Raw genomic sequence first — 17,088 nt, 5'->3', positions numbered from 1 at the left:
GCCTGATCAGCCGTTGCTCTGGTCCATCGGCACGCGGGGCGCGTCGATGATGACGTCGGAGAAGATGTCGACCATCAGGGCGATCACGCCGCCCACCGCGACGATCCCGGCCCCCACCCAGAAGAACGTCCAGTTGGGACCGAGGCACAGGGCGACACCCCCCACGGTGAACCCCAGCAGGATGACGATCACCGCGAACCACGACTTGGGGCTTCCCCCGTGACTTCCGGCCATGAGCCTTTCCTCTCCCTGTCCTGTGACTCTTCGCGAGTCGGTGATGCCGCGCCGTCCGCCGCGGCGATCAGCCGCGTCAGCGACCGGTGGAGCTCCTGGAGCTCCTCCATGGTCATCCCCAGACGCTTGACGATCGCCGGCGGAACCTTCTCCGCCTCGCCCCGTAGCCCGCTGCCCTCCGGTGTGAGCGAGACGGCCAGGACACGCTGGTCCTGGCTGTCACGCCGCCTCCGGATGTAACCGACGGACTCGAGACGCTTCAGCAGCGGGGACAGCGTACCGGGGTCGAGTCTCAGTAGCTCGCTCAGCTCCTTGACCGAGAGCGGTGCCCGCTCCCAGAGGGCGAGCATGACCAGATACTGGGGGTGGGTGAGCCCCATCGGCTCCAGCAGGGGCCGGTAGAGGCCGATGACGTTGCGCGAGGCGATCGCCAGGGCGAAGCACACCTGACGGTCCAGGCTCAGGGGGTCGGCCATGTCACTCACGTGCGCCTCCAAGCGACATAGTACAATAATTGGTACACAAACGATTATCGCCCCAACCATCGGTGAGCAAAGGACCCCCATGTTTCACAGCAGGCCGATCGAGGAGCGGATCGCCGAGCGCCAGGCCAAGCGTCCCACCCTCAAGGAGGGCCGGCATTTCGAGCACGGCCCGGCCAAGTTCGTCTTCATCTTCGTGATCGTCTTCGTGGTCGTCGGCCACCTCGCCGGCCTGCTGCTGATGATGGCTTTGGGAATGCACTGACCCGTGCGCCGGCGGAGCTCGCGGCACGTGCCCTTCCTCTCAGAGCCGAAGCCAGGGGCCTGCACGCCGAAGGGGTCCGGATGAGAGGATGATGATCCTGTTGGTCGGGGTTGGACCGCCCGATAGATCAGGAGGTCTGTAATGTCTGACGTCACGCCGGAACCCGAAGGTTCCGAGAGTTCCGACGACGAGCTGAAGCGCAAGTTCCGCGAGGCACTGGAGCGCAAGAAGCTCGCCCAGGCGGACGCGGGTTCCGGGGGCAAGGGGAAGAACTCCTCGAAGATCCACGGTGCTCACGGCCCGGCTGCGGCCAAGCGCTCCTTCCGGCGCAAGAGCGGCGGCTGAGCCGTCTTCGCACCAGGTCCAGGATGAGGGCACCCGCCCACCCGGACCTCGGCCGCCCCGCTGGCATCCGGCCAGCGGGCGGCGCGCTCCCCGCCACCGGCTCCGGCCGCTCCCTTGGAAGCGGCCGGGGTCTGCCGTTAAGCTGTGCGCGTGCGTGATCTTGGCGAGGACCCCCGACCGGCTCGAGGCGCGGTCAGCGAGGTCCACCGTGTCGACCGAACCGCGACCCTGCACTACTCCCCCGACCTCGACGGGCTCGCCGACCCCGGTGAGATCGTCTGGGCGTGGGTCCCCTACGAGGAGGATCCGAACCGGGGCAAGGACCGGCCTCTGCTGGTCGTCGGCCGCCACGGGCGCAAGCTGCTCGCGCTGATGCTGACCAGCCGGGCCGGCGGCGACCCCGATGACTACCTGGAGCTCGGCCCCGGCCAGTGGGACCGGGAGAACCGGGTCTCCTACCTGCGCCTGGATCGGGTCTTCAGTCTCGCCGAGGGCGACATCCGGCGCGAGGGCTCCATCCTCGACGGCGCGCGCTTCGCCCGCGTGGCCGCCGTCCTCAAGCGCACCCACGGCTGGGCCGCCGACGGCTGAGCCCGCCCCACCCGGAGACCCGTATCCCATGGATGACAAGCGGCTCGTTCGAGTCTCCAAATATCTCTCCCAGCACCTCAGGCACCAGCCCGAGCGCATCGGGCTCGTCCTGGGCCCGCAGGGCTGGGTGGACGTCGACGCCCTGCTGGCCGCCGCCGCGCGGCACGGTTTCGCGATCACCCGTGAGGAGCTCGCGCGGGTGGTCGCGGGCAACGACAAGCGGCGCTTCAGCATCGAGGGCGACCGGATCCGCGCCAACCAGGGCCACACGGTCGACGTCGATCTGGGCCTTCCCGCGGTCGAACCGCCCGAGATCCTCTTTCACGGCACGGTGGGCGCGCACGTGGGCGCCATCCGGGAGGAGGGCCTGCGGCCGATGAGCCGGCACGCCGTACACCTTTCCCCCGACCGGGAGACCGCGACCAGGGTGGGCGCGCGCCGGGGCAGGCCGGTCGTGCTGGTCGTCCGCGCGGGAGAGATGCACCGGGCGGGTCACGAGTTCCGGGTCAGCGCCAACGGCGTCTGGCTGGCCGCCCACGTGCCGCCCGCCCACATCTCGTTTCCCGGCTGAGGGACTTCCCGCGACAGAACCCCCGTGACGGGGCCCCGGACTCCCATCCGCCGGGGAGCCCGCGGCGTTCTCGGCCCTTCCCGAAGATCCCCGGAGCTCCTCGAAACTCCCCGGATCCCTCCTGAGACGCGTCTTTCGCACTGGAAGAGCCAGTGGCGCCCCTCACTTCGCCGCCGGAGGAGCCCGGATCGGCCTCACTTCACACCAAGAGCCACAGTGATTCCAACGTGTTCCCAAATCTGGGCCAAACCGTGACCCCACTTCCGCCCGACCCCCGGGTTTACCGGTAAATACCTGGGTCTTTTTATGGTCATGCTGTGTTAGCCGGGAGGCAACCCATTGACGTTCCAACACATTCGGGTGTAAATAAAGCTGAAACAACACGGAAACGGTGGTGAATCAACAGCATGTACGCCGAGGAGCGGCAACAGGAGATTCTGCGCCGGGCGCGGGCCGTCGGACGGGTGGACGTGGTGACGCTGGCGGAGGAGTTCGCCGTCACCACGGAGACCATCCGGCGCGACCTGACCGCGCTGGAGCGCTCCGGGATGCTGCGACGCGTGCACGGCGGAGCGATCCTGGTCGAGCGGCTGGGGTTCGAGCCCGAGCTGGCCGCCCGCGACGAGGTGATGATCGCGGAGAAGGAACGCATCGCGAAGGCGGCGCTCGCCGAGCTCCCCGACGACGGCGCGATCATCATCGACGCCGGTTCGACCACCGGCAGGCTGGTGCAGGCACTTCCGGTCGATCGGGAGCTGACCGTGATCGTGAACTCACCGCCACTGGCGACGGCGATGGCCACCCGACCCAACCTGACGGTGATCATGCTGGGCGGCCGGGTCCGCGGACGGACCCTGGCCACCGTCGACGACTGGGCGCTGCGCCCTCTCGCCGACCTGCACGTGGACGTGGCGTTCATGGCCGCCAACGGGTGCTCGGTGGCCAAGGGGCTGACGACACCCGACCCGGGCGAGGCCGCCATCAAGCGGGCGATGATCGACGCGGCTCAGCGGTGCGTGTTGCTCGCCGACCACACCAAGTTCCCCAACACCTACCTGGCGCGTTTCGCCTCGATCCAGGAGATCGACGTGGTGATCAGTGACACCGGGCTCGATTCCGGGGTCGCGGCCGAGATGGCCGCAGCGGGCCCGGAGGTGATCCGGGCGTGATCCTCCCCTCCCCCCCGGTCACCGCCAGGATCTCGAAGGTGATCGTCCCCGCCCCCCTCGGCCTCCGCCGGAACCGTACGACCAAGGTGGTCCCGGCATGATCGTCACCTTGACCCTCAACCCCAGCCTGGACCGTACGATCGAGGTCGGGTCGATGACCCGCGGGGCCGTCATCCGCGCCGCCGCCACCCACCTCGACCCCGGCGGCAAGGGCGTCAACGTCTCCCGGGCGCTGCTGGCCAACCAGGTCCGCTCGTGCGCGGTCGTCCCCTTCGGCGGCGACGAGGGCCGCCGACTGGTGAGCCTGCTCTCGGCCGAGGGCATCGAGATGATCACCGTCCCCGTCGGCGGGGCCACCCGGTCCAATGTCGCGCTGGCCGAGCCCGACGGCACGGTCACCAAGATCAACGAACCGGGAACGGCCCTGTCGTCGACCGAACTCGACACCATCGCCGAGGCGGTGCTCGGCGCGGCCAGCTCCGCGGACTGGGTGGTCGCCTCGGGCAGCCTCCCGCCCGAGGTGCCCGCCGACGTCTACGCCCGCCTGTGCGAGCGGTTCAGCGGCGCGGGCATCAACGTCGCGGTCGACACCAGCGGACCCGCGTTCATCTCGGCGCTCGCCGAGGCTCCCGCCCTGGTCAAACCCAACCGGGAGGAGCTGGCCGAGGCCACGGGGATCGTCATCTCGTCCCTGGGCGACGCCATCAAGGCCGCGGAGAACCTGCGGGCGCGAGGCGCGGGCACCGTCCTGGCCAGTCTGGGCGCCGACGGCGCGATCCTGCTGCAGGACGACCAGATCTGGCACGGCCAGTGCCCGGTGGCCGAACCACGCAGCACCGTCGGCGCCGGCGACGCCATGCTCGCGGGCTTCCTCGCGGGCGGGGCACGAGGCGAGCGCGCGCTGGTGGAGGCGCTGGCCTGGGCGACCGCCGCAGTCGGGCTGCCGGGAAGCCGGATGCCATCCCCACACCACATCCATCGTGACGACGTGCGCGTCACCGGAGCCGATCCCACCCTGTCGCTGCGGCCCGAGGGCTGACAGCGGTATAGATCCACCCCCCAGGTCGGCCCAACCGCCGACCGCCCCGGAAGGAGCAGAACCACATGAGTGAATACACCCCAACTGTCACAGGAACCGGGGCGAGAGCGACTATTCAGCGTTTCGGCGGATACCTCGCCGGGATGATCATGCCGAACATCGGCGCGTTCATCGCCTGGGGCCTGATCACCGCTCTGTTCATCCCCACCGGCTGGCTGCCCAATGAGGACTTCGCCACCCTGGTCGGGCCGATCGTCACGACGCTGCTGCCGGTCCTGATCGGCTACACCGGCGGGCGGATGGTCCACGGCCAGCGCGGTGCCGTGGTCGGCGCCGTCGCCACCATGGGCATCGTCGCCGGCGCGGAAAGCCCGATGTTCCTCGGCGCGATGATCATCGGTCCGCTCACCGCGTACCTCCTGAAGCTGTTCGACGGACTCATCGCCGACCGCGTCAAGGCCGGCTTCGAGATGCTGGTGGACAACTTCAGCGCCGGCATCATCGGCGGCGCCATGGCCCTGGTCGGACTCAAGGCCATCGGCCCCGTCGTCGCCTCGATCACCGCGGTCGCGAGCGACGCGGTCGCCTGGCTGATCAACAACAACCTGCTGCCGATCGCCTCGATCGTCATCGAGCCCGCCAAGGTGCTCTTCCTCAACAACGCCATCAACCACGGCGTGATGGGCCCGCTGGGCATCGCCCAGGCGGCCGAGGACGGCAAGTCGATCCTGTTCATGCTGGAGTCGAACCCCGGCCCCGGCCTCGGCCTGCTGCTCGCCTTCATGTTCTTCGGCCCCCGCGCGCTGCGTCCCAGCACCCCCGCCGCGATCATCATCCACTTCTTCGGCGGCATCCACGAGATCTACTTCCCGTACGTGCTCATGAAGCCCCGGCTGATCCTCGCGGTCATCGCCGGTGGCGCCACGGGCGTCCTGGTCTTCCTCATGACCGGGGCCGGGCTGGTGGCCACGCCGTCGCCCGGCAGCATCTTCGCCTTCCTCGCGGTGACCCCCAGGGGCGGACTGTTCGGCACCATCGCCGGCGTCGCCGCCGCAACGCTCGTCTCCTTCGCCGTCGCGGCGGCGCTCCTCGGCTTCGGGCGCGGCAAGGACGACAGTGAGGAGAGTGGGGAGAGCGTCGAAGAGCCGCAAACCGCACCCACCGTCAAGGAGGCCTAATCGATGGCCAGCATCGAGAGCAAGGACATCCACAAGATCGTCGTCGCCTGCGACGCGGGAATGGGCAGCAGCGTCATGCTCGCCAGCCAGCTCCGTAAGCAGCTGAAGCCGCAGAACATCGCGGTGGAGCACACCCCGGTGAACACGATCCCCGCCGACGCCGACGTGGTGCTCTGCCACGCCGGACTGGCGAGCCGGGCCAGGGCCGGTGCCCCGGACAAGGTGCTCATCCCGTTCCAGGTCTTCATCGGAGACCCCGCGGTGACCAAGCTGGTCAGCACGATCAAGAGCGGCGGCACCGTCAATGCCTGAGACGGCACCGTTGCCGCTGGACCCACGCGCCATCCGGCTGGCGGCCTCGGCCGCCGGCCGTGACGACGCGATCCTGCAGTGCGGAGAGGCCCTGCTCGCCGTCGGCGCGGTGGAGAGCGAGTACATCGACACCATGCTCGAACGGGAGCGGTCGATCTCCACCTACGTCGGCGAGGGGGTCGCCATCCCGCACGGCACCCTGGCCGGCAAGGACGCGGTCCTGTACGACGCCATCAGCTTCGTGCGCTTTCCCGAGGGCGTCGACTGGGACGGCGAGCAGGTGACAGTGTGCATCGGCATCGCCGCCAAGGGCGACGGCCACGTGCGACTGCTCGCCGAACTCGCGCAGATCCTGATGGATCCCGACCAGGCCCGGGCCCTTCGCGAGGCGACGGAAGTCGCCGAGGTGGTCCGGCTGCTGCAACCGAACGAAGAGGACGAAGCACAGTGAAGGTCGCCCGTTTCTACGCCCCCGGCGACATCCGCGTCGAGGAGGCGCCGGAACCCGTCACCGGACCAGGCGAGATCAAGATACGCGTGCGCAACTGCTCGACCTGCGGTACCGACGCGAAGATCCTCAAGCACGGCCACCACCACATCCATCCGCCCAGGGTGATGGGGCACGAGATCGCCGGCGAGGTGGTCGAGGCCGTCGACGCCGGCGAGTGGGCCCCGGGTGACCGGGTGCAGGTGATCGCCGCGATTCCCTGCGGGACGTGCCCGGAGTGCCGCCGGGGCCGGATGACCGTCTGCCCGAACCAGGAGTCGATGGGCTACCACTACGACGGTGGTTTCGCCGAGTACATGATCATCCCGGCTAAGGTCCTCGCGGTCAACGGCGTCAACCGCATTCCCGACGAGATCGGTTTCGCCGAGGCGTCGGTGGCCGAGCCGCTGGCCTGCGTGCTCAACGGCCAGGAGCTGGCCCGCGTGGGCGAGGGCGACGACGTGGTGATCATGGGCTCCGGCCCGATCGGCTGTCTGCACGTGCGGCTGGCTCGGGCGCGGGGCGCGGCACGCGTCTTCCTCGTCGACATCAACGCCGGGCGGCTGGAGATGGCCGCCCGGCTGGTCCACCCCGACGCGGTCGTCCACGGTGAGGACGTCGTCGAGCAGGTGCTCAAACTGACCGAGGGCAGGGGGGCCGACGTCGTCATCACCGCCGCCGCCGCCGGCGCGGCCCAGGAGCAGGCGCTGCAGATGGTCGCCCGCCAGGGGCGGATCAGCTTCTTCGGCGGCCTGCCCAAGGACAACCCGATCATCCAGTGCGACTCCAACCTGGTCCACTACCGGGAGCTGACCATCGTCGGCGCCAACGGGTCGAGCCCGGCGCACAACGCCCAGGCTCTGCGGCTGATCGCCGACGGCTCGGTGCCGGTCGCCGACCTGATCACGCATCGGCTGCCGCTCACGGAGGTCCTTGAGGGCATCGACATCGTCAGCAGGGGCGAGGCCATCAAGGTGACCATCGAACCCTGACCGGTGCCGGCCCGCCGGGCCCCTCCCGTCTGGTCAGACGGGAGGGGCCCGGCGCGGAACCGGCACAGGCCCGCCAAGCTCGCACCACTCGCAGAACGCGCACAAAGCGCAGAAGGAGGACCGGAGATGCCGGAGAGGACAGTGGTCGTCGCCTCAAGCACGGGCCTTCACGCCCGGCCCGCGAAGATCTTCGTGCAGGCCGCGGGCAAGCAGGGGGTGCCCGTCCGCATCCGCGTCGGAGAGGGCAAACCCGTACCGGCCAACAGCATGCTCGCCGTACTGGCACTGGGCGCCACGCACGGCACGGAGGTCACGCTCGAGGCAGAGGGACCGGGAGCCGACGAGGCGCTCGACTCCCTCGCCGAACTGCTCGCCCGTGACCTCGACGCCGAAGAGAACTCCCGTGGCTGAGACGCTCAGTGGCCTGGGCGTGAGCCCGGGCCGGGCCGCCGGACGGGTCTGCCGGATGGCGGGCCCGCCGGAGTTGCCCGCCCCCTCCCCCGTGACCGACGCCGACGCCGAGCTCGGCCTGGCGCTGGACGCGCTGCGGGCCACGGCCGCAGAGCTGGCGGCGCGTGCGGAGAAGGCGCCCGACGCCGACGCGAAGGCGATCCTGGAGGCGCAGTCCTTCATCGCCGACGACCCCGGCCTGCACGAGTCCGTGGAGACGAGCGTCAGGTCGGGCAGGAACGCCGCGCACGCCGTCGACGAGGCCTGCGCCCATCACCGGCGCGCGCTGCTGGAGGCGGGCGGCTACTTCGCCGAACGCGCCGCGGACCTCGACGACATCCGCAACCGGGCCGTGGCGGCGGTGCTGGGCCTGCCCGTCCCCGGGGTGCCCGACCCCGGTCATCCGTTCGTCCTGGTCGCCGGGGATCTCTCCCCCGCCGACACGGTGAACCTGGACCCCGGGTCCGTTCTCGCCCTCGTCACCGAGAAGGGCGGCCCGACGAGCCACACCGCCATCCTCGCCCGCGCCCGCGGCCTGCCCGCCGTGGTCGCCTGCCGGGGAGCCGACGACATCGGCGAGGGGACGTGGATCTCGGTCGACGGCCAGCTGGGCGAGGTGGAGGTCGGCATCGGCGAGGAGGCCGCCACCGCGGTCCAGCGCCGGGCCGAGGACGACCGCCGCAGGAAGGCCACCAGCCGTGGTCCCGGGCGCACCTCCGACGGCCACCCCGTCAAGCTGCTGCTCAACGTCGGCTCGGCGGCCGACCTCACCCCCTCGGGCCACGCTCCTTCCACGGAGGGGGCCGGGGGATTCGACGCCGAGGGGGTGGGGCTGTTCCGCACGGAGTTCCTCTTCCTGGACCGGCGCGAGGAGCCGACCTACGAGGAGCAGGTGGCCGCCTATGCCGCGGTCTTCCGTGCCGCACCCGGCGGCGGGCACGTCGTGGTCCGCACCCTCGACGCGGGCACGGACAAGCCGCTGCCGTTCCTCGGACTGGCCGAGGAGACCAACCCCGCGCTGGGCATCCGGGGACTTCGGGTCTCCCGGGTCAGGCCGGAGGTGCTCGACACCCAGCTCGACGCCATCGCCGAGGCCGCCCGCACGACCGGGGCCGAGGCGTGGGTGATGGCTCCGATGGTGACGACGGTGGCCGAGGCCGCCGACTTCGCCGCGCGGGCACGCGCCCGGGGCATCGCGCGTGTCGGGGCGATGATCGAGGTTCCCGCCGCCGCGCTGCGCGCCGGACGCCTGCTGGAGGAGCTCGACTTCCTGAGCATCGGCACCAACGACCTGAGCCAGTACACCTTCGCCTCCGACCGCCAGCACGGGGAACTCGCCGACCTGCTCGACCCCTGGCAGGCCGCGCTGCTCCAGCTGATCGCCGACTGCGCGGCGGCCGGGCAGGCGGCGGGCAAGCCGGTCGGCGTGTGCGGCGAGGCGGCGGCCGACCCGCTCCTGGCGACGGTCCTGGTCGGGCTGGGGGTCACCAGCCTGTCGATGTCCGCGCCCGGCGTCCCCGCGGTACGGGAGAGTCTCGCCGCCCACTCCCTGGAGCGGTGCCGCGAGAACGCCCGGATCGCCCTGGCCACCGACGATCCGGCGGAGGCCAGGAAGACGATCGCCTCGGGCCGGTGAGATCCCGTCCCGCTCAGGGCCGGGCCACGGCACCGGCAGCGATCCATCTGTTGAGTCCACGCGGATCCCGCTAAGTCCGCGACCCTCTGATCCAACGGCGACCGCATACGTGCGGTCGCCGTTGGCATGCCCCGAAATGCCCATGGGCTGGCTGCATATGATGGATTTGCTCCTGATTTGATGAGTTACCTCCAGGGGGCAATAGGGTTTACGGTCTATGTCCAGGAACGAAAAGAAACGTGACCCTAAGACCGTTCTGTTGCTTCTCGCGCTGAGCATCGTGGTCACGTTCACAGCCGGTGGGGCCACGGTGCTGAGCGGTCGCCTCGACCCCGTTCCCGACAGGCCCGCACCTCTCCCCGACGCCGCCCCGCCCGGCATACCGGTGGTTCCCCAGACGCCGACCCCGCCGCCTCAGCCGCAAGACACGGCCGCGCCCCTGTCACCCGCCAAGGAGCCGCTCCTGCTCGCCAACGGCCGCCAGCAGCCGCTGAGGATGAAGGTGCCCCGGTCGGCCAAAGGCCGCTACGCCGTCGCCCCCGGCGAGGCCGCCCCTCCCAAGGGGAGGAAGGGCAAGGTGGTCCGGTACATCGTGGAGGTCGAGCGCGGCCTGCCGTTCGAGGCGGAGGAGTTCGCCGCCGAGGTGCACCGGATCCTCAACGACCGGCGCGGCTGGGGATACCGGTTCAAGCGGGTGACCCGCGGCCCGGCGAGCATCAGGGTCTCCCTGAGCAGCCCGCGGACGACCGACAGGCGATGCCTGCCGATGCGGACCAACGGCGCGCTCTCCTGCTGGAACGGCGAGCGCGCGGTCATCAACGCGGTCCGCTGGAACAGCGGGGCGCGCGGCTACGGCCGCGACGTGGCCTCCTACCGCGAGTACGTGATCAGCCACGAGGTCGGCCACGGTCTCGGCCACGGCCACGTGTCCTGCCCGGGGCGCGGCCGGCGGGCACCGGTGATGCTCCAGCAGACCAAGTCCCTGCACGGCTGCCGTCCCAACCCCTGGCCGTCCCCCCGACGCTGACCCCCGGCCTCGCCCGCGTAGGGCGAGCACGGCGGGCATCTCGGGCACGGCGATGGGCACCGTAGCGGCGCGGTGTCGTGCCCGTCGCGTCCGGCATCGCGCGGACGACGGATCCCCCACCGGTCCGGCGCGGCGGTCACCCAGCGCCGGATCGGCTCCCCGTATGGCAAAGCGGTCACCGGGAGGGGATTCACCGCCCCCTCCCGGGGCACCCGGTAGGCATGCGATTGACGCGCTCCCCTGCCTGAAGGCCGGGGATTCAGCCCGCACCGCGCGTTCACGCGGCACCTCTGAGGCTTCCTGCTTCGTCGACCTGAGCCACCGCGAGCGGTGGTCTTACCGGGCCTCCACAGTCGTTTAGCGTCTCCGCCCGTCCGGCGGCGACTCGAACACATTACCGCATCGCCCCTGATCTGACGGCGAAACCGCTCAGGTCAGGGCACGCTCGCACCCTAGCGGGCACTCCCGCGCGGGCCTTCGCCTCCGGCCTGAAGGCCGGAGCACTGGCCCGCATTCCGGATAGCATTGGTGGGCGGGACGTTCGTGCCGCAGCAGCTGGTACGGCCGGGCCTGATCCCGTTCGTGCCCGACACCTTGCCGCTGTCGCCGCGCACCGGAGGTCCCGCACGCCTGGGCGAACTCGCCGGCGGCGTCGGCGGGAAGCCGTAGGAACCCGGCGCCGCGACGGCCCCGCACCCCCGGCCGGGGCCGTCACCTGGCGGAGGAACGCCGGGAGTGGGAGATGCGCCGGGCCTGTCAGGGAGGACGGGGAACATGGGCAGGATCTGCGTGGGCACGGCCTCGTGGACCCACCGCTCACTGCTGGAGTCCGGCTGGTATCCCGAGGACGCCTCCACCCCGGCGAAACGCCTCGCCTACTACGCGACGCGGTTCCCGGTCGTCGAGGTGGACGCCACCTACTACCATCCGCCGTCGCGAAGCACCGTGGAGGCCTGGCGCGACCGCACCCCCGCGGACTTCACCTTCGACGTCAAGGCGTTCTCCATGCTGACCGGGCACCCCACCCGGCCCGCCTCCCTCTACAAGGACCTGCGGGAGAGCCTCGGCGCGCCGCAGGGGCGCAACCTCTACCCGAAAGACGTGCCACCGGAGATCCTGGACGAGGTCTGGCGGCGGTTCCTCGACGCGCTGGGACCGCTGCACGAGGCCGGCAAGCTGGGGGCGGTGCTCTTCCAGTTCCCGCCGTGGTTCCCGATCGGAGAGAGCAACAGGCGCCACATCCTGGAATGCGCCCGGCGCTGCGCACCGATGCGCGTCAGTGTCGAGTTCCGCGACCGCACCTGGATGAGCGAGGAGAACCGCGAGGACACCCTCGCCTTTCTCGCCGGACACGACCTCGCGTACGTGGGGGTCGACATGCCCCAGGGGTACGCCTCGTCGGTCCCGCCGGTCCTCGCCGCGACCTCCGACCTCGCCGTGGTACGAATGCACGGGCATTCCGACAGGTGGACCAGCAAGAACGTCGACGAGCGCTTCGCGTACCTGTACTCGGAGGAGGAGCTCGCCCGCTGGGCGGCGAGGGTCGAGAAGCTCGCGGAGGGCGCCGAGGTCACCCATGTGCTCTTCAACAACTGCTGCGCGGACAACTCCCAGCGCAACGCCACCCGTTTCCGCGCCCTCGTCGGCGATTCCGGGGACCGTGGGGAGGCCGAAGAGCCGGAGAGCACCGTGAGCCCGGGGACCCCGCGGTGAACCGGGCGGCTCCGGGCGGACCGGACCGTGCGCCGGGCAGGCGGGGCGCAGGCGGTGCCGACGGGCCGGCTGACGAGGAAGACCGCTACCTGACCTGCTGCCTCGCCCTGGCCATGGTGGCCCTGCGCTCCTCCGGGGTGGTGCCTCCCCACACGCCGTACATCTGCTGGGTGTTCAACGCGTACTCCAGGCAACGCCCGCGCACCGGGCACAGGCGGCACACCGCCCTGGCGCGCTCATACTGCTCACGGCCCGGCCCCTCGTAGGACACGGGAAAGAACAGCTCGGGATCCTCGCTGAGGCAGGACGAACGGCGAGACCAGTGGATGATCGGAATGACGTTGCTCTTAACAGGCATGGCGATCCAATTGGGAGTGGGAACGGCTCAGATGTCGGTGTCTCGGATTGAGGATCGCGTGCCCGCTGTAATGGCATTCATACCTTTTAAGCGGAAAAATCGGACCTTCTTGACCGAGGATCTCTCCCTGGCTGAAGGTCCTGGTCGGAGGGCTCCCAGGGCGGATGGATCATCTCCCCGCGCCCGCGGGACAGCGTCCCCGAGCACCGGCTCACCGCCTTTCGCCCCACCGGGCCGGAGTACGGTTCGCTCCGGCCCGGCGGCGGTTCGCTAACGCTCCGCCCGCGCCCGCTCGTTGGGCACGCAGTGGGTCATCTTCATACCCTCCACCTCGCGGGGTCCGTTCTTGCCCAGTCTGGACATCCGCTCACGGTCCTCGTCGCTCAGGTCCTGGCTCGCCAGCGGCTCCAGATGGGAGACGTCGTCGGGGCTGATCCCGAGCCCTTCCCCGACCTTGAGGCCGAGATCGTCCTCGACCATCAGGAAATGCCAGACCATGCGCTCCTGAACCGGGCGCGAGGCCTGGGAGAGCAGGTCGACGAAGTTCCGCACGAGGTCGTCGCGCTCCCACTCCTCCATCAGCAGGTAGCGCTGGCCCGCCTGCGTGTAGTCGTTGGTACGCGGGATGCGCTTGCGGGTCACCCTGCCCGAGATCACCGGGCCCTGCTCGTCGTGGGTGGGGCTCTGCCCCTCCCTGAGCCCCCCGGTGATCGACGGCTCATAGTTGACGTGCGGGTTCTCGCCCTGCCCGTCGACGTGGTAGGTCATCAGGCCGTCGCGCTGATTGGTGCGCACCTCGGCGTTCTTGGCCTGGTTGACCGGCAGCTGCAGGTAGTTGGGACCCACGCGGTAGCGCTGGGTGTCGCTGTAGGAGAACGTACGGCCCACCAGCATCTTGTCGTCGGAGAAGTCGAGCCCGTCGACCAGGACCCCGGTGCCGAAGGAGATCTGCTCGTTCTCGGCGAAATTGTTGGCCACGTTGCGGTTCAGGACCATCTTGCCGACCGGCATGGGCGGGAACTCGTTCTCGGGCCACACCTTGGTGTCGTCCAGCGGGTCGAAGTCCAGCTCGGGGTGGTCGTCGTCGCTCATGATCTGCACCAGCAGCTCCCACTCGGGGAAGTCGCCGCGGTTGATCGCCTCGTGCAGGTCCTTGGTGGCGTGCCCGAGCTCCTGCCCCTGGACGACGGCGGCGTCCTCCTCGGTCATGCTGCGCACGCCCTGCTTGGGCATCCAGTGGTACTTGACCAGGTGGGTCTCGCCCTGGGCGTTCACCCACTTGTAGGTGTTAACCCCGAATCCCTGCATATGCCGGTAGTCGGCGGGGATGCCGCGCGGGCTGAACAGGTTGACGATCATGTGCATGCTCTCCGGCGTCTGCGACATGAAGTCGAAGATCCGTCCGGGCTCCTGCCTGAACGTCACCGGGTCCGGCTTGAGCGCGTGGATCACGTCGGGGAACTTGATGGCGTCCCTGATGAAGAAGACCCCCAGGTTGTTGCCGACGAGGTCCCAGTTGCCGTCCTCGGTGTAGAACTTCACCGCGAACCCGCGTGGGTCGCGGGCGGCCTCCGAGGAGTCCCTGCCGCCGATCACCGTGGAGAAGCGCACGGCCACGTCGGTCCGCTTCCCCGCCTCCTGGAAGAGCCTGGCCCTGGTGTAGCGGCTGATCGGCTCGTCGCCGAGCTTGCCGTAGGCCTCGAAGTAGCCGTAGGTGGTCACCCCCCGGGCGTGGACCACCCGCTCGGGGATGCGCTCGCGGTCGAAGTGGCTGATCTTCTCCAGGAACTGGTAGTTCTCCAGCGTGGCCGGGCCCCTCGCGCCGACCGTGCGCTGGTTCTGGTTGTCGTAGACCTGGTGCCCCTGACGGTTGGTCAGGACCGGGCGGTCATCACCCGGCTGGGGGCCCATGCTCGACACATCCGTCATGACAACGTTTCCTTTCCCTGCCGTGGTCGCTTCGGCGTGCCAAGTACATATCGACACATGGGCTCCTTATCCGACATAAGGCGCTTTATAGCGACAAAGGAAAAAATCTTCACGAAAAAGAGCAACGGTTTACGGGGGGCGCGCCCCTGAGCGTCCCCCGGCCGCGCCTACCCTTCCCCGGTCGCGCCGTCGGTCCACAGGTGCCCGAAGCTCATCCGCTTGACCGGCGGCAGGGCGTCGCACAGGCGGAACCAGGCCTTCGCGCCGTGCCGGACGAGAGGACTACCGGAGATCATGAAATTCGTGAACCTCGCGGAGGTACGGACGGCTCCGAAGCCGTACTCACGCATCCGGGCCTCGTAGCCGCCGACGGCCTCCGCGAGGGTGCCCCGGCCCCGCCGGAACGCCACCAGCCTGCTCGACAGCAGTGCGGCGTCACGAAGCGCCGTGTTGGCGCCGAAGCCCATCGCGGGAGTCATGTTGTGGATGGCGTCCCCGAGCAGTGTCACCGCCGTCGTGGGCCACCGGCCGACGGGGACGGAGGTCTTGAACGGCATCAACTGGACGCTGGCCGGGTCGGCCTCGGCGACCAGGCGGCGCAGGGCGGGATGCCAGCCGGAGGTCATCGTCCCGGCCAGGTCCCTGAGCCCGCCGCCGTCGAGGTCCGCGGTCCCGGCCGGGTAGATCCCGCGAGGGGCGACGAAGGCCCACAGCACGTAGTCCTGGAGATCGTCGGCCAGAGCCCTCAGATCGAGCCCGAACCCGGCGAGATCGGTCTCCAGGCCGGCGCCATCCCCTTCCCCGGCGGCCGGTCCGGCTCCGCGGATGGAACCGAGGCCGCTCCCCTGGGCGAGAAGGCTCTCCGCCCTGCGCCTGCCGTTGAAGGCCGCGGTGAACATCGCGCTCCCGCTCGGCGGCAGGATGAGATTGAGCCCCTCGGCGAGGTTCCGTGGCAGCCACTCGCGAACCCGGTCGTCCAGCGGCAGCCTGGCGCCGATCGCGAGCGCGCCGGTGTCGACGCGACGGGCCCCCGGCAGATACTGCCCGCGTACGCGCGAGTTGGCGCCGTCCGCGCCGACCAGCACATCACCGGTGGCCGAGGTGCCGTCGGCGAAGAAGGCGGTGACCCTGCCGTCCGGTCTCGTCTCATAGCGCTGGAACGTCTTACCGTGCTGGACGACGCCCTCCAGACCGGCGAGCAGGAGCCTGCGCAGGGTGGTGCGGCTGACCGCGTACTGGCCGCCGGAGGGGTCGGTGACCCCGCCGGTCATCACGCCCTCCTCCACGAACACGAGCTCGCGCAGCCGGTGGGTGTGGAAGCCGAAGCCGGGGCCGGGGTGACCCGAGGTGGCGAGGAACGCCTCCCACAGCGGGCGTGGCAGGCAGCGGTGCAGCGCCCGGCTGCCGATCTGGTTCATGTGGATGCGGTAGCCCTGCACCCAGTCGGCGGCCTCGCCCGCACGCTCGTAGACCTGGACGTTCACGCCGGAGGGCAGCAGCGCCTGAGCCAGTGCCAGCCCTCCTATGCCGCCTCCGATGACGAGAACGTCGAGTGGTTCGGCGGGCATGTCAGGCTCCTCCTTCGTCTTCGTCGGGGGTGGCGCCGGAGGGCGTCTCCGGGGATCCGCCGGTGGCGCCGAGAAGCCGGGGCAGTTCCTCGAGCAGCGTCTCGTGCCACGCGATCTCCGCCCGCAGGCGGATGAGGGTGTGGTCGAAACCGAGCGGTTCGAGGCCTCGGAGGTGAGGGGTGGCCGCCTCTCTCAGCCGCTGCCAGCTCTGGAGCTCGGCGATGAGCCTGCGATGACGGTCCTCGATGACGGCCCTCAGCTCCCGCTCGCCCATGTCGGCACTGAGCTGAAGGGCGAGGTCCACGGGATCGGGCCGCAGCCGGGTGTCGCGCAGGGCCGCCTCACGCAGCGACTCCAGCTCCAGCACACCGTCCTCGGTGATCGCGTAGACGGTCCGCGCCGGAAGATTGCCCTGCTGCTCGGTGCGCACCGTCTCGATCACGCCCTCGGCCTCCATGCGATGCAGCGCCCCGTACAGGGAGCCGACCTTGATGTCGGTCCACAACTCGGTCCGGTCCGTCTGCGCGCTCTGCCGGATCTGATGACCGTGCATCGGTCCCCGGCGAGCCAGCGCCCCCAGGATGAACAGTCGCGTACTACTCATGCGACTACTCAAACACGAGTAGAGGGCATAGTCAAACATGAGTACTCGTAAATGAGTAGCAGGACGGGAGGGATCCCACACGAGGACGTCCACCGGCTCGCTTCGAACTCGACGTCCCGCCTCACCGGAATACGCCGT

At 69.9% G+C, this 17,088-nt stretch carries 21 protein-coding genes; 15 read left to right on the top strand and 6 right to left on the bottom strand.

The window, feature by feature from the left end:
- Positions 1-6 precede the first annotated feature (6 nt).
- The gene (locus ABZ664_RS28025; RefSeq protein ID WP_350948369.1) at positions 7-234 is read right to left on the bottom strand and encodes an HGxxPAAW family protein; all 228 of its coding nucleotides are present in this window, start codon (positions 232-234) and stop codon (positions 7-9) included.
- Entirely contained in the window at positions 189-710 is a 522-nt protein-coding gene (locus tag ABZ664_RS28020) for a MarR family transcriptional regulator (RefSeq protein WP_362516251.1), read from the bottom strand. Before ABZ664_RS28020 ends, ABZ664_RS28025 begins: the two co-directional genes overlap by 46 nt.
- Before the next feature lie 88 nt (positions 711-798).
- On the opposite strand from ABZ664_RS28020, the gene ABZ664_RS28015 reads away from it, so the two are divergent.
- The 15 genes from ABZ664_RS28015 to ABZ664_RS27945 all read left to right on the top strand — a co-directional run bounded on the left by ABZ664_RS28015 (position 799) and on the right by ABZ664_RS27945 (position 12,491).
- Positions 799-981: a hypothetical protein gene (locus ABZ664_RS28015; RefSeq protein ID WP_362516077.1), complete on the top strand. Its 183-nt coding sequence runs from the start codon at positions 799-801 to the stop codon at positions 979-981.
- Positions 982-1,122: 141 nt separating this feature from the next.
- On the top strand, positions 1,123-1,326 hold the full coding sequence (locus ABZ664_RS28010) for a DUF5302 domain-containing protein (protein WP_350967627.1): 204 nt from the start codon (positions 1,123-1,125) through the stop codon (positions 1,324-1,326).
- 150 nt (positions 1,327-1,476) lie between these two features.
- Entirely contained in the window at positions 1,477-1,917 is a 441-nt protein-coding gene (locus ABZ664_RS28005) for a type II toxin-antitoxin system PemK/MazF family toxin (RefSeq protein ID WP_362516074.1), read from the top strand.
- 28 nt (positions 1,918-1,945) lie between these two features.
- The gene (locus tag ABZ664_RS28000; protein WP_362516070.1) at positions 1,946-2,488 is read left to right on the top strand and encodes an RNA 2'-phosphotransferase; all 543 of its coding nucleotides are present in this window, start codon (positions 1,946-1,948) and stop codon (positions 2,486-2,488) included.
- A 407-nt stretch (positions 2,489-2,895) separates the two neighbouring features.
- A complete protein-coding gene (locus ABZ664_RS27995; RefSeq protein WP_362516068.1) occupies positions 2,896-3,657 on the top strand; it encodes a DeoR/GlpR family DNA-binding transcription regulator in 762 nt (253 codons plus the stop codon).
- A 97-nt stretch (positions 3,658-3,754) separates the two neighbouring features.
- A complete protein-coding gene (pfkB, locus tag ABZ664_RS27990; RefSeq protein ID WP_362516066.1) occupies positions 3,755-4,696 on the top strand; it encodes a 1-phosphofructokinase in 942 nt (313 codons plus the stop codon).
- Between the two features lie 65 nt (positions 4,697-4,761).
- Entirely contained in the window at positions 4,762-5,874 is a 1,113-nt protein-coding gene (locus ABZ664_RS27985) for a PTS mannitol transporter subunit IICB (RefSeq protein ID WP_362516064.1), read from the top strand.
- A 3-nt stretch (positions 5,875-5,877) separates the two neighbouring features.
- Positions 5,878-6,186 (top strand): PTS lactose transporter subunit IIB, encoded by a 309-nt coding sequence (locus tag ABZ664_RS27980; RefSeq protein ID WP_350948361.1) that lies wholly within the window; start codon positions 5,878-5,880, stop codon positions 6,184-6,186.
- Positions 6,179-6,637 carry a PTS sugar transporter subunit IIA gene (locus ABZ664_RS27975; RefSeq protein ID WP_350948360.1) on the top strand — a complete coding sequence of 153 codons (459 nt, stop codon included), beginning with the start codon at positions 6,179-6,181 and terminating at the stop codon, positions 6,635-6,637. Before ABZ664_RS27980 ends, ABZ664_RS27975 begins: the two co-directional genes overlap by 8 nt.
- Entirely contained in the window at positions 6,634-7,665 is a 1,032-nt protein-coding gene (locus ABZ664_RS27970; RefSeq protein ID WP_362516061.1) for a zinc-dependent dehydrogenase, read from the top strand. Before ABZ664_RS27975 ends, ABZ664_RS27970 begins: the two co-directional genes overlap by 4 nt.
- Positions 7,666-7,791: 126 nt before the next feature.
- The gene (locus ABZ664_RS27965; protein WP_362516059.1) at positions 7,792-8,076 is read left to right on the top strand and encodes an HPr family phosphocarrier protein; all 285 of its coding nucleotides are present in this window, start codon (positions 7,792-7,794) and stop codon (positions 8,074-8,076) included.
- Entirely contained in the window at positions 8,069-9,751 is a 1,683-nt protein-coding gene (gene ptsP / locus ABZ664_RS27960) for a phosphoenolpyruvate--protein phosphotransferase (RefSeq protein ID WP_362516056.1), read from the top strand. The genes ABZ664_RS27965 and ptsP overlap by 8 nt, the downstream gene beginning before the upstream one ends.
- Before the next feature lie 259 nt (positions 9,752-10,010).
- Positions 10,011-10,778: a DUF3152 domain-containing protein gene (locus ABZ664_RS27955; protein WP_362516053.1), complete on the top strand. Its 768-nt coding sequence runs from the start codon at positions 10,011-10,013 to the stop codon at positions 10,776-10,778.
- Between the two features lie 528 nt (positions 10,779-11,306).
- Positions 11,307-11,447 carry a hypothetical protein gene (locus ABZ664_RS27950; RefSeq protein WP_362516051.1) on the top strand — a complete coding sequence of 47 codons (141 nt, stop codon included), beginning with the start codon at positions 11,307-11,309 and terminating at the stop codon, positions 11,445-11,447.
- A gap of 105 nt (positions 11,448-11,552) precedes the next feature.
- Positions 11,553-12,491: a DUF72 domain-containing protein gene (locus ABZ664_RS27945; protein WP_362516049.1), complete on the top strand. Its 939-nt coding sequence runs from the start codon at positions 11,553-11,555 to the stop codon at positions 12,489-12,491.
- A gap of 85 nt (positions 12,492-12,576) precedes the next feature.
- Here the strand turns inward: ABZ664_RS27945 and ABZ664_RS27940 are convergent, their stop codons facing one another.
- The 4 genes from ABZ664_RS27940 to ABZ664_RS27925 form a co-directional block, all read right to left on the bottom strand.
- Positions 12,577-12,849: a WhiB family transcriptional regulator gene (locus tag ABZ664_RS27940; protein ID WP_362516047.1), complete on the bottom strand. Its 273-nt coding sequence runs from the start codon at positions 12,847-12,849 to the stop codon at positions 12,577-12,579.
- A 270-nt stretch (positions 12,850-13,119) separates the two neighbouring features.
- Positions 13,120-14,778 carry a catalase gene (locus ABZ664_RS27935; RefSeq protein ID WP_362516045.1) on the bottom strand — a complete coding sequence of 553 codons (1,659 nt, stop codon included), beginning with the start codon at positions 14,776-14,778 and terminating at the stop codon, positions 13,120-13,122.
- A 167-nt stretch (positions 14,779-14,945) separates the two neighbouring features.
- A complete protein-coding gene (locus ABZ664_RS27930) occupies positions 14,946-16,346 on the bottom strand; it encodes an FAD-dependent monooxygenase (protein WP_362516043.1) in 1,401 nt (466 codons plus the stop codon).
- A 1-nt stretch (position 16,347) separates the two neighbouring features.
- Entirely contained in the window at positions 16,348-16,950 is a 603-nt protein-coding gene (locus tag ABZ664_RS27925; protein ID WP_362516040.1) for a PadR family transcriptional regulator, read from the bottom strand.
- Between the last annotated feature and the right edge of the window lie 138 nt (positions 16,951-17,088).

The sequence above is a fragment of the Streptosporangium sp. NPDC006930 genome (assembly GCF_040635605.1).
In the GTDB taxonomy this organism is placed as follows: Bacteria; Actinomycetota; Actinomycetes; order Streptosporangiales; family Streptosporangiaceae; genus Streptosporangium.
Note: the sequence above shows the minus strand (reverse complement) of the source record. Positions and strands in the feature narration are given on the sequence as shown.

Bases quoted from the DNA above. Each gene is read 5' to 3' on its own strand.
- ABZ664_RS28025 (WP_350948369.1), bottom strand. From the start codon at position 234: ATGGCCGGAAGTCACGGGGGAAGCCCCAAGTCGTGGTTCGCGGTGATC.
- ABZ664_RS28020 (WP_362516251.1), bottom strand. From the start codon at position 710: ATGGCCGACCCCCTGAGCCTGGACCGTCAGGTGTGCTTCGCCCTGGCG.
- ABZ664_RS28015 (WP_362516077.1), top strand. From the start codon at position 799: ATGTTTCACAGCAGGCCGATCGAGGAGCGGATCGCCGAGCGCCAGGCC.
- ABZ664_RS28010 (WP_350967627.1), top strand. From the start codon at position 1,123: ATGTCTGACGTCACGCCGGAACCCGAAGGTTCCGAGAGTTCCGACGAC.
- ABZ664_RS28000 (WP_362516070.1), top strand. From the start codon at position 1,946: ATGGATGACAAGCGGCTCGTTCGAGTCTCCAAATATCTCTCCCAGCAC.
- ABZ664_RS27995 (WP_362516068.1), top strand. From the start codon at position 2,896: ATGTACGCCGAGGAGCGGCAACAGGAGATTCTGCGCCGGGCGCGGGCC.
- pfkB (WP_362516066.1), top strand. From the start codon at position 3,755: ATGATCGTCACCTTGACCCTCAACCCCAGCCTGGACCGTACGATCGAG.
- ABZ664_RS27985 (WP_362516064.1), top strand. From the start codon at position 4,762: ATGAGTGAATACACCCCAACTGTCACAGGAACCGGGGCGAGAGCGACT.
- ABZ664_RS27980 (WP_350948361.1), top strand. From the start codon at position 5,878: ATGGCCAGCATCGAGAGCAAGGACATCCACAAGATCGTCGTCGCCTGC.
- ABZ664_RS27975 (WP_350948360.1), top strand. From the start codon at position 6,179: ATGCCTGAGACGGCACCGTTGCCGCTGGACCCACGCGCCATCCGGCTG.
- ABZ664_RS27965 (WP_362516059.1), top strand. From the start codon at position 7,792: ATGCCGGAGAGGACAGTGGTCGTCGCCTCAAGCACGGGCCTTCACGCC.
- ABZ664_RS27945 (WP_362516049.1), top strand. From the start codon at position 11,553: ATGGGCAGGATCTGCGTGGGCACGGCCTCGTGGACCCACCGCTCACTG.
- ABZ664_RS27940 (WP_362516047.1), bottom strand. From the start codon at position 12,849: ATGCCTGTTAAGAGCAACGTCATTCCGATCATCCACTGGTCTCGCCGT.
- ABZ664_RS27935 (WP_362516045.1), bottom strand. From the start codon at position 14,778: ATGACGGATGTGTCGAGCATGGGCCCCCAGCCGGGTGATGACCGCCCG.
- ABZ664_RS27930 (WP_362516043.1), bottom strand. From the start codon at position 16,346: ATGCCCGCCGAACCACTCGACGTTCTCGTCATCGGAGGCGGCATAGGA.
- ABZ664_RS27925 (WP_362516040.1), bottom strand. From the start codon at position 16,950: ATGAGTAGTACGCGACTGTTCATCCTGGGGGCGCTGGCTCGCCGGGGA.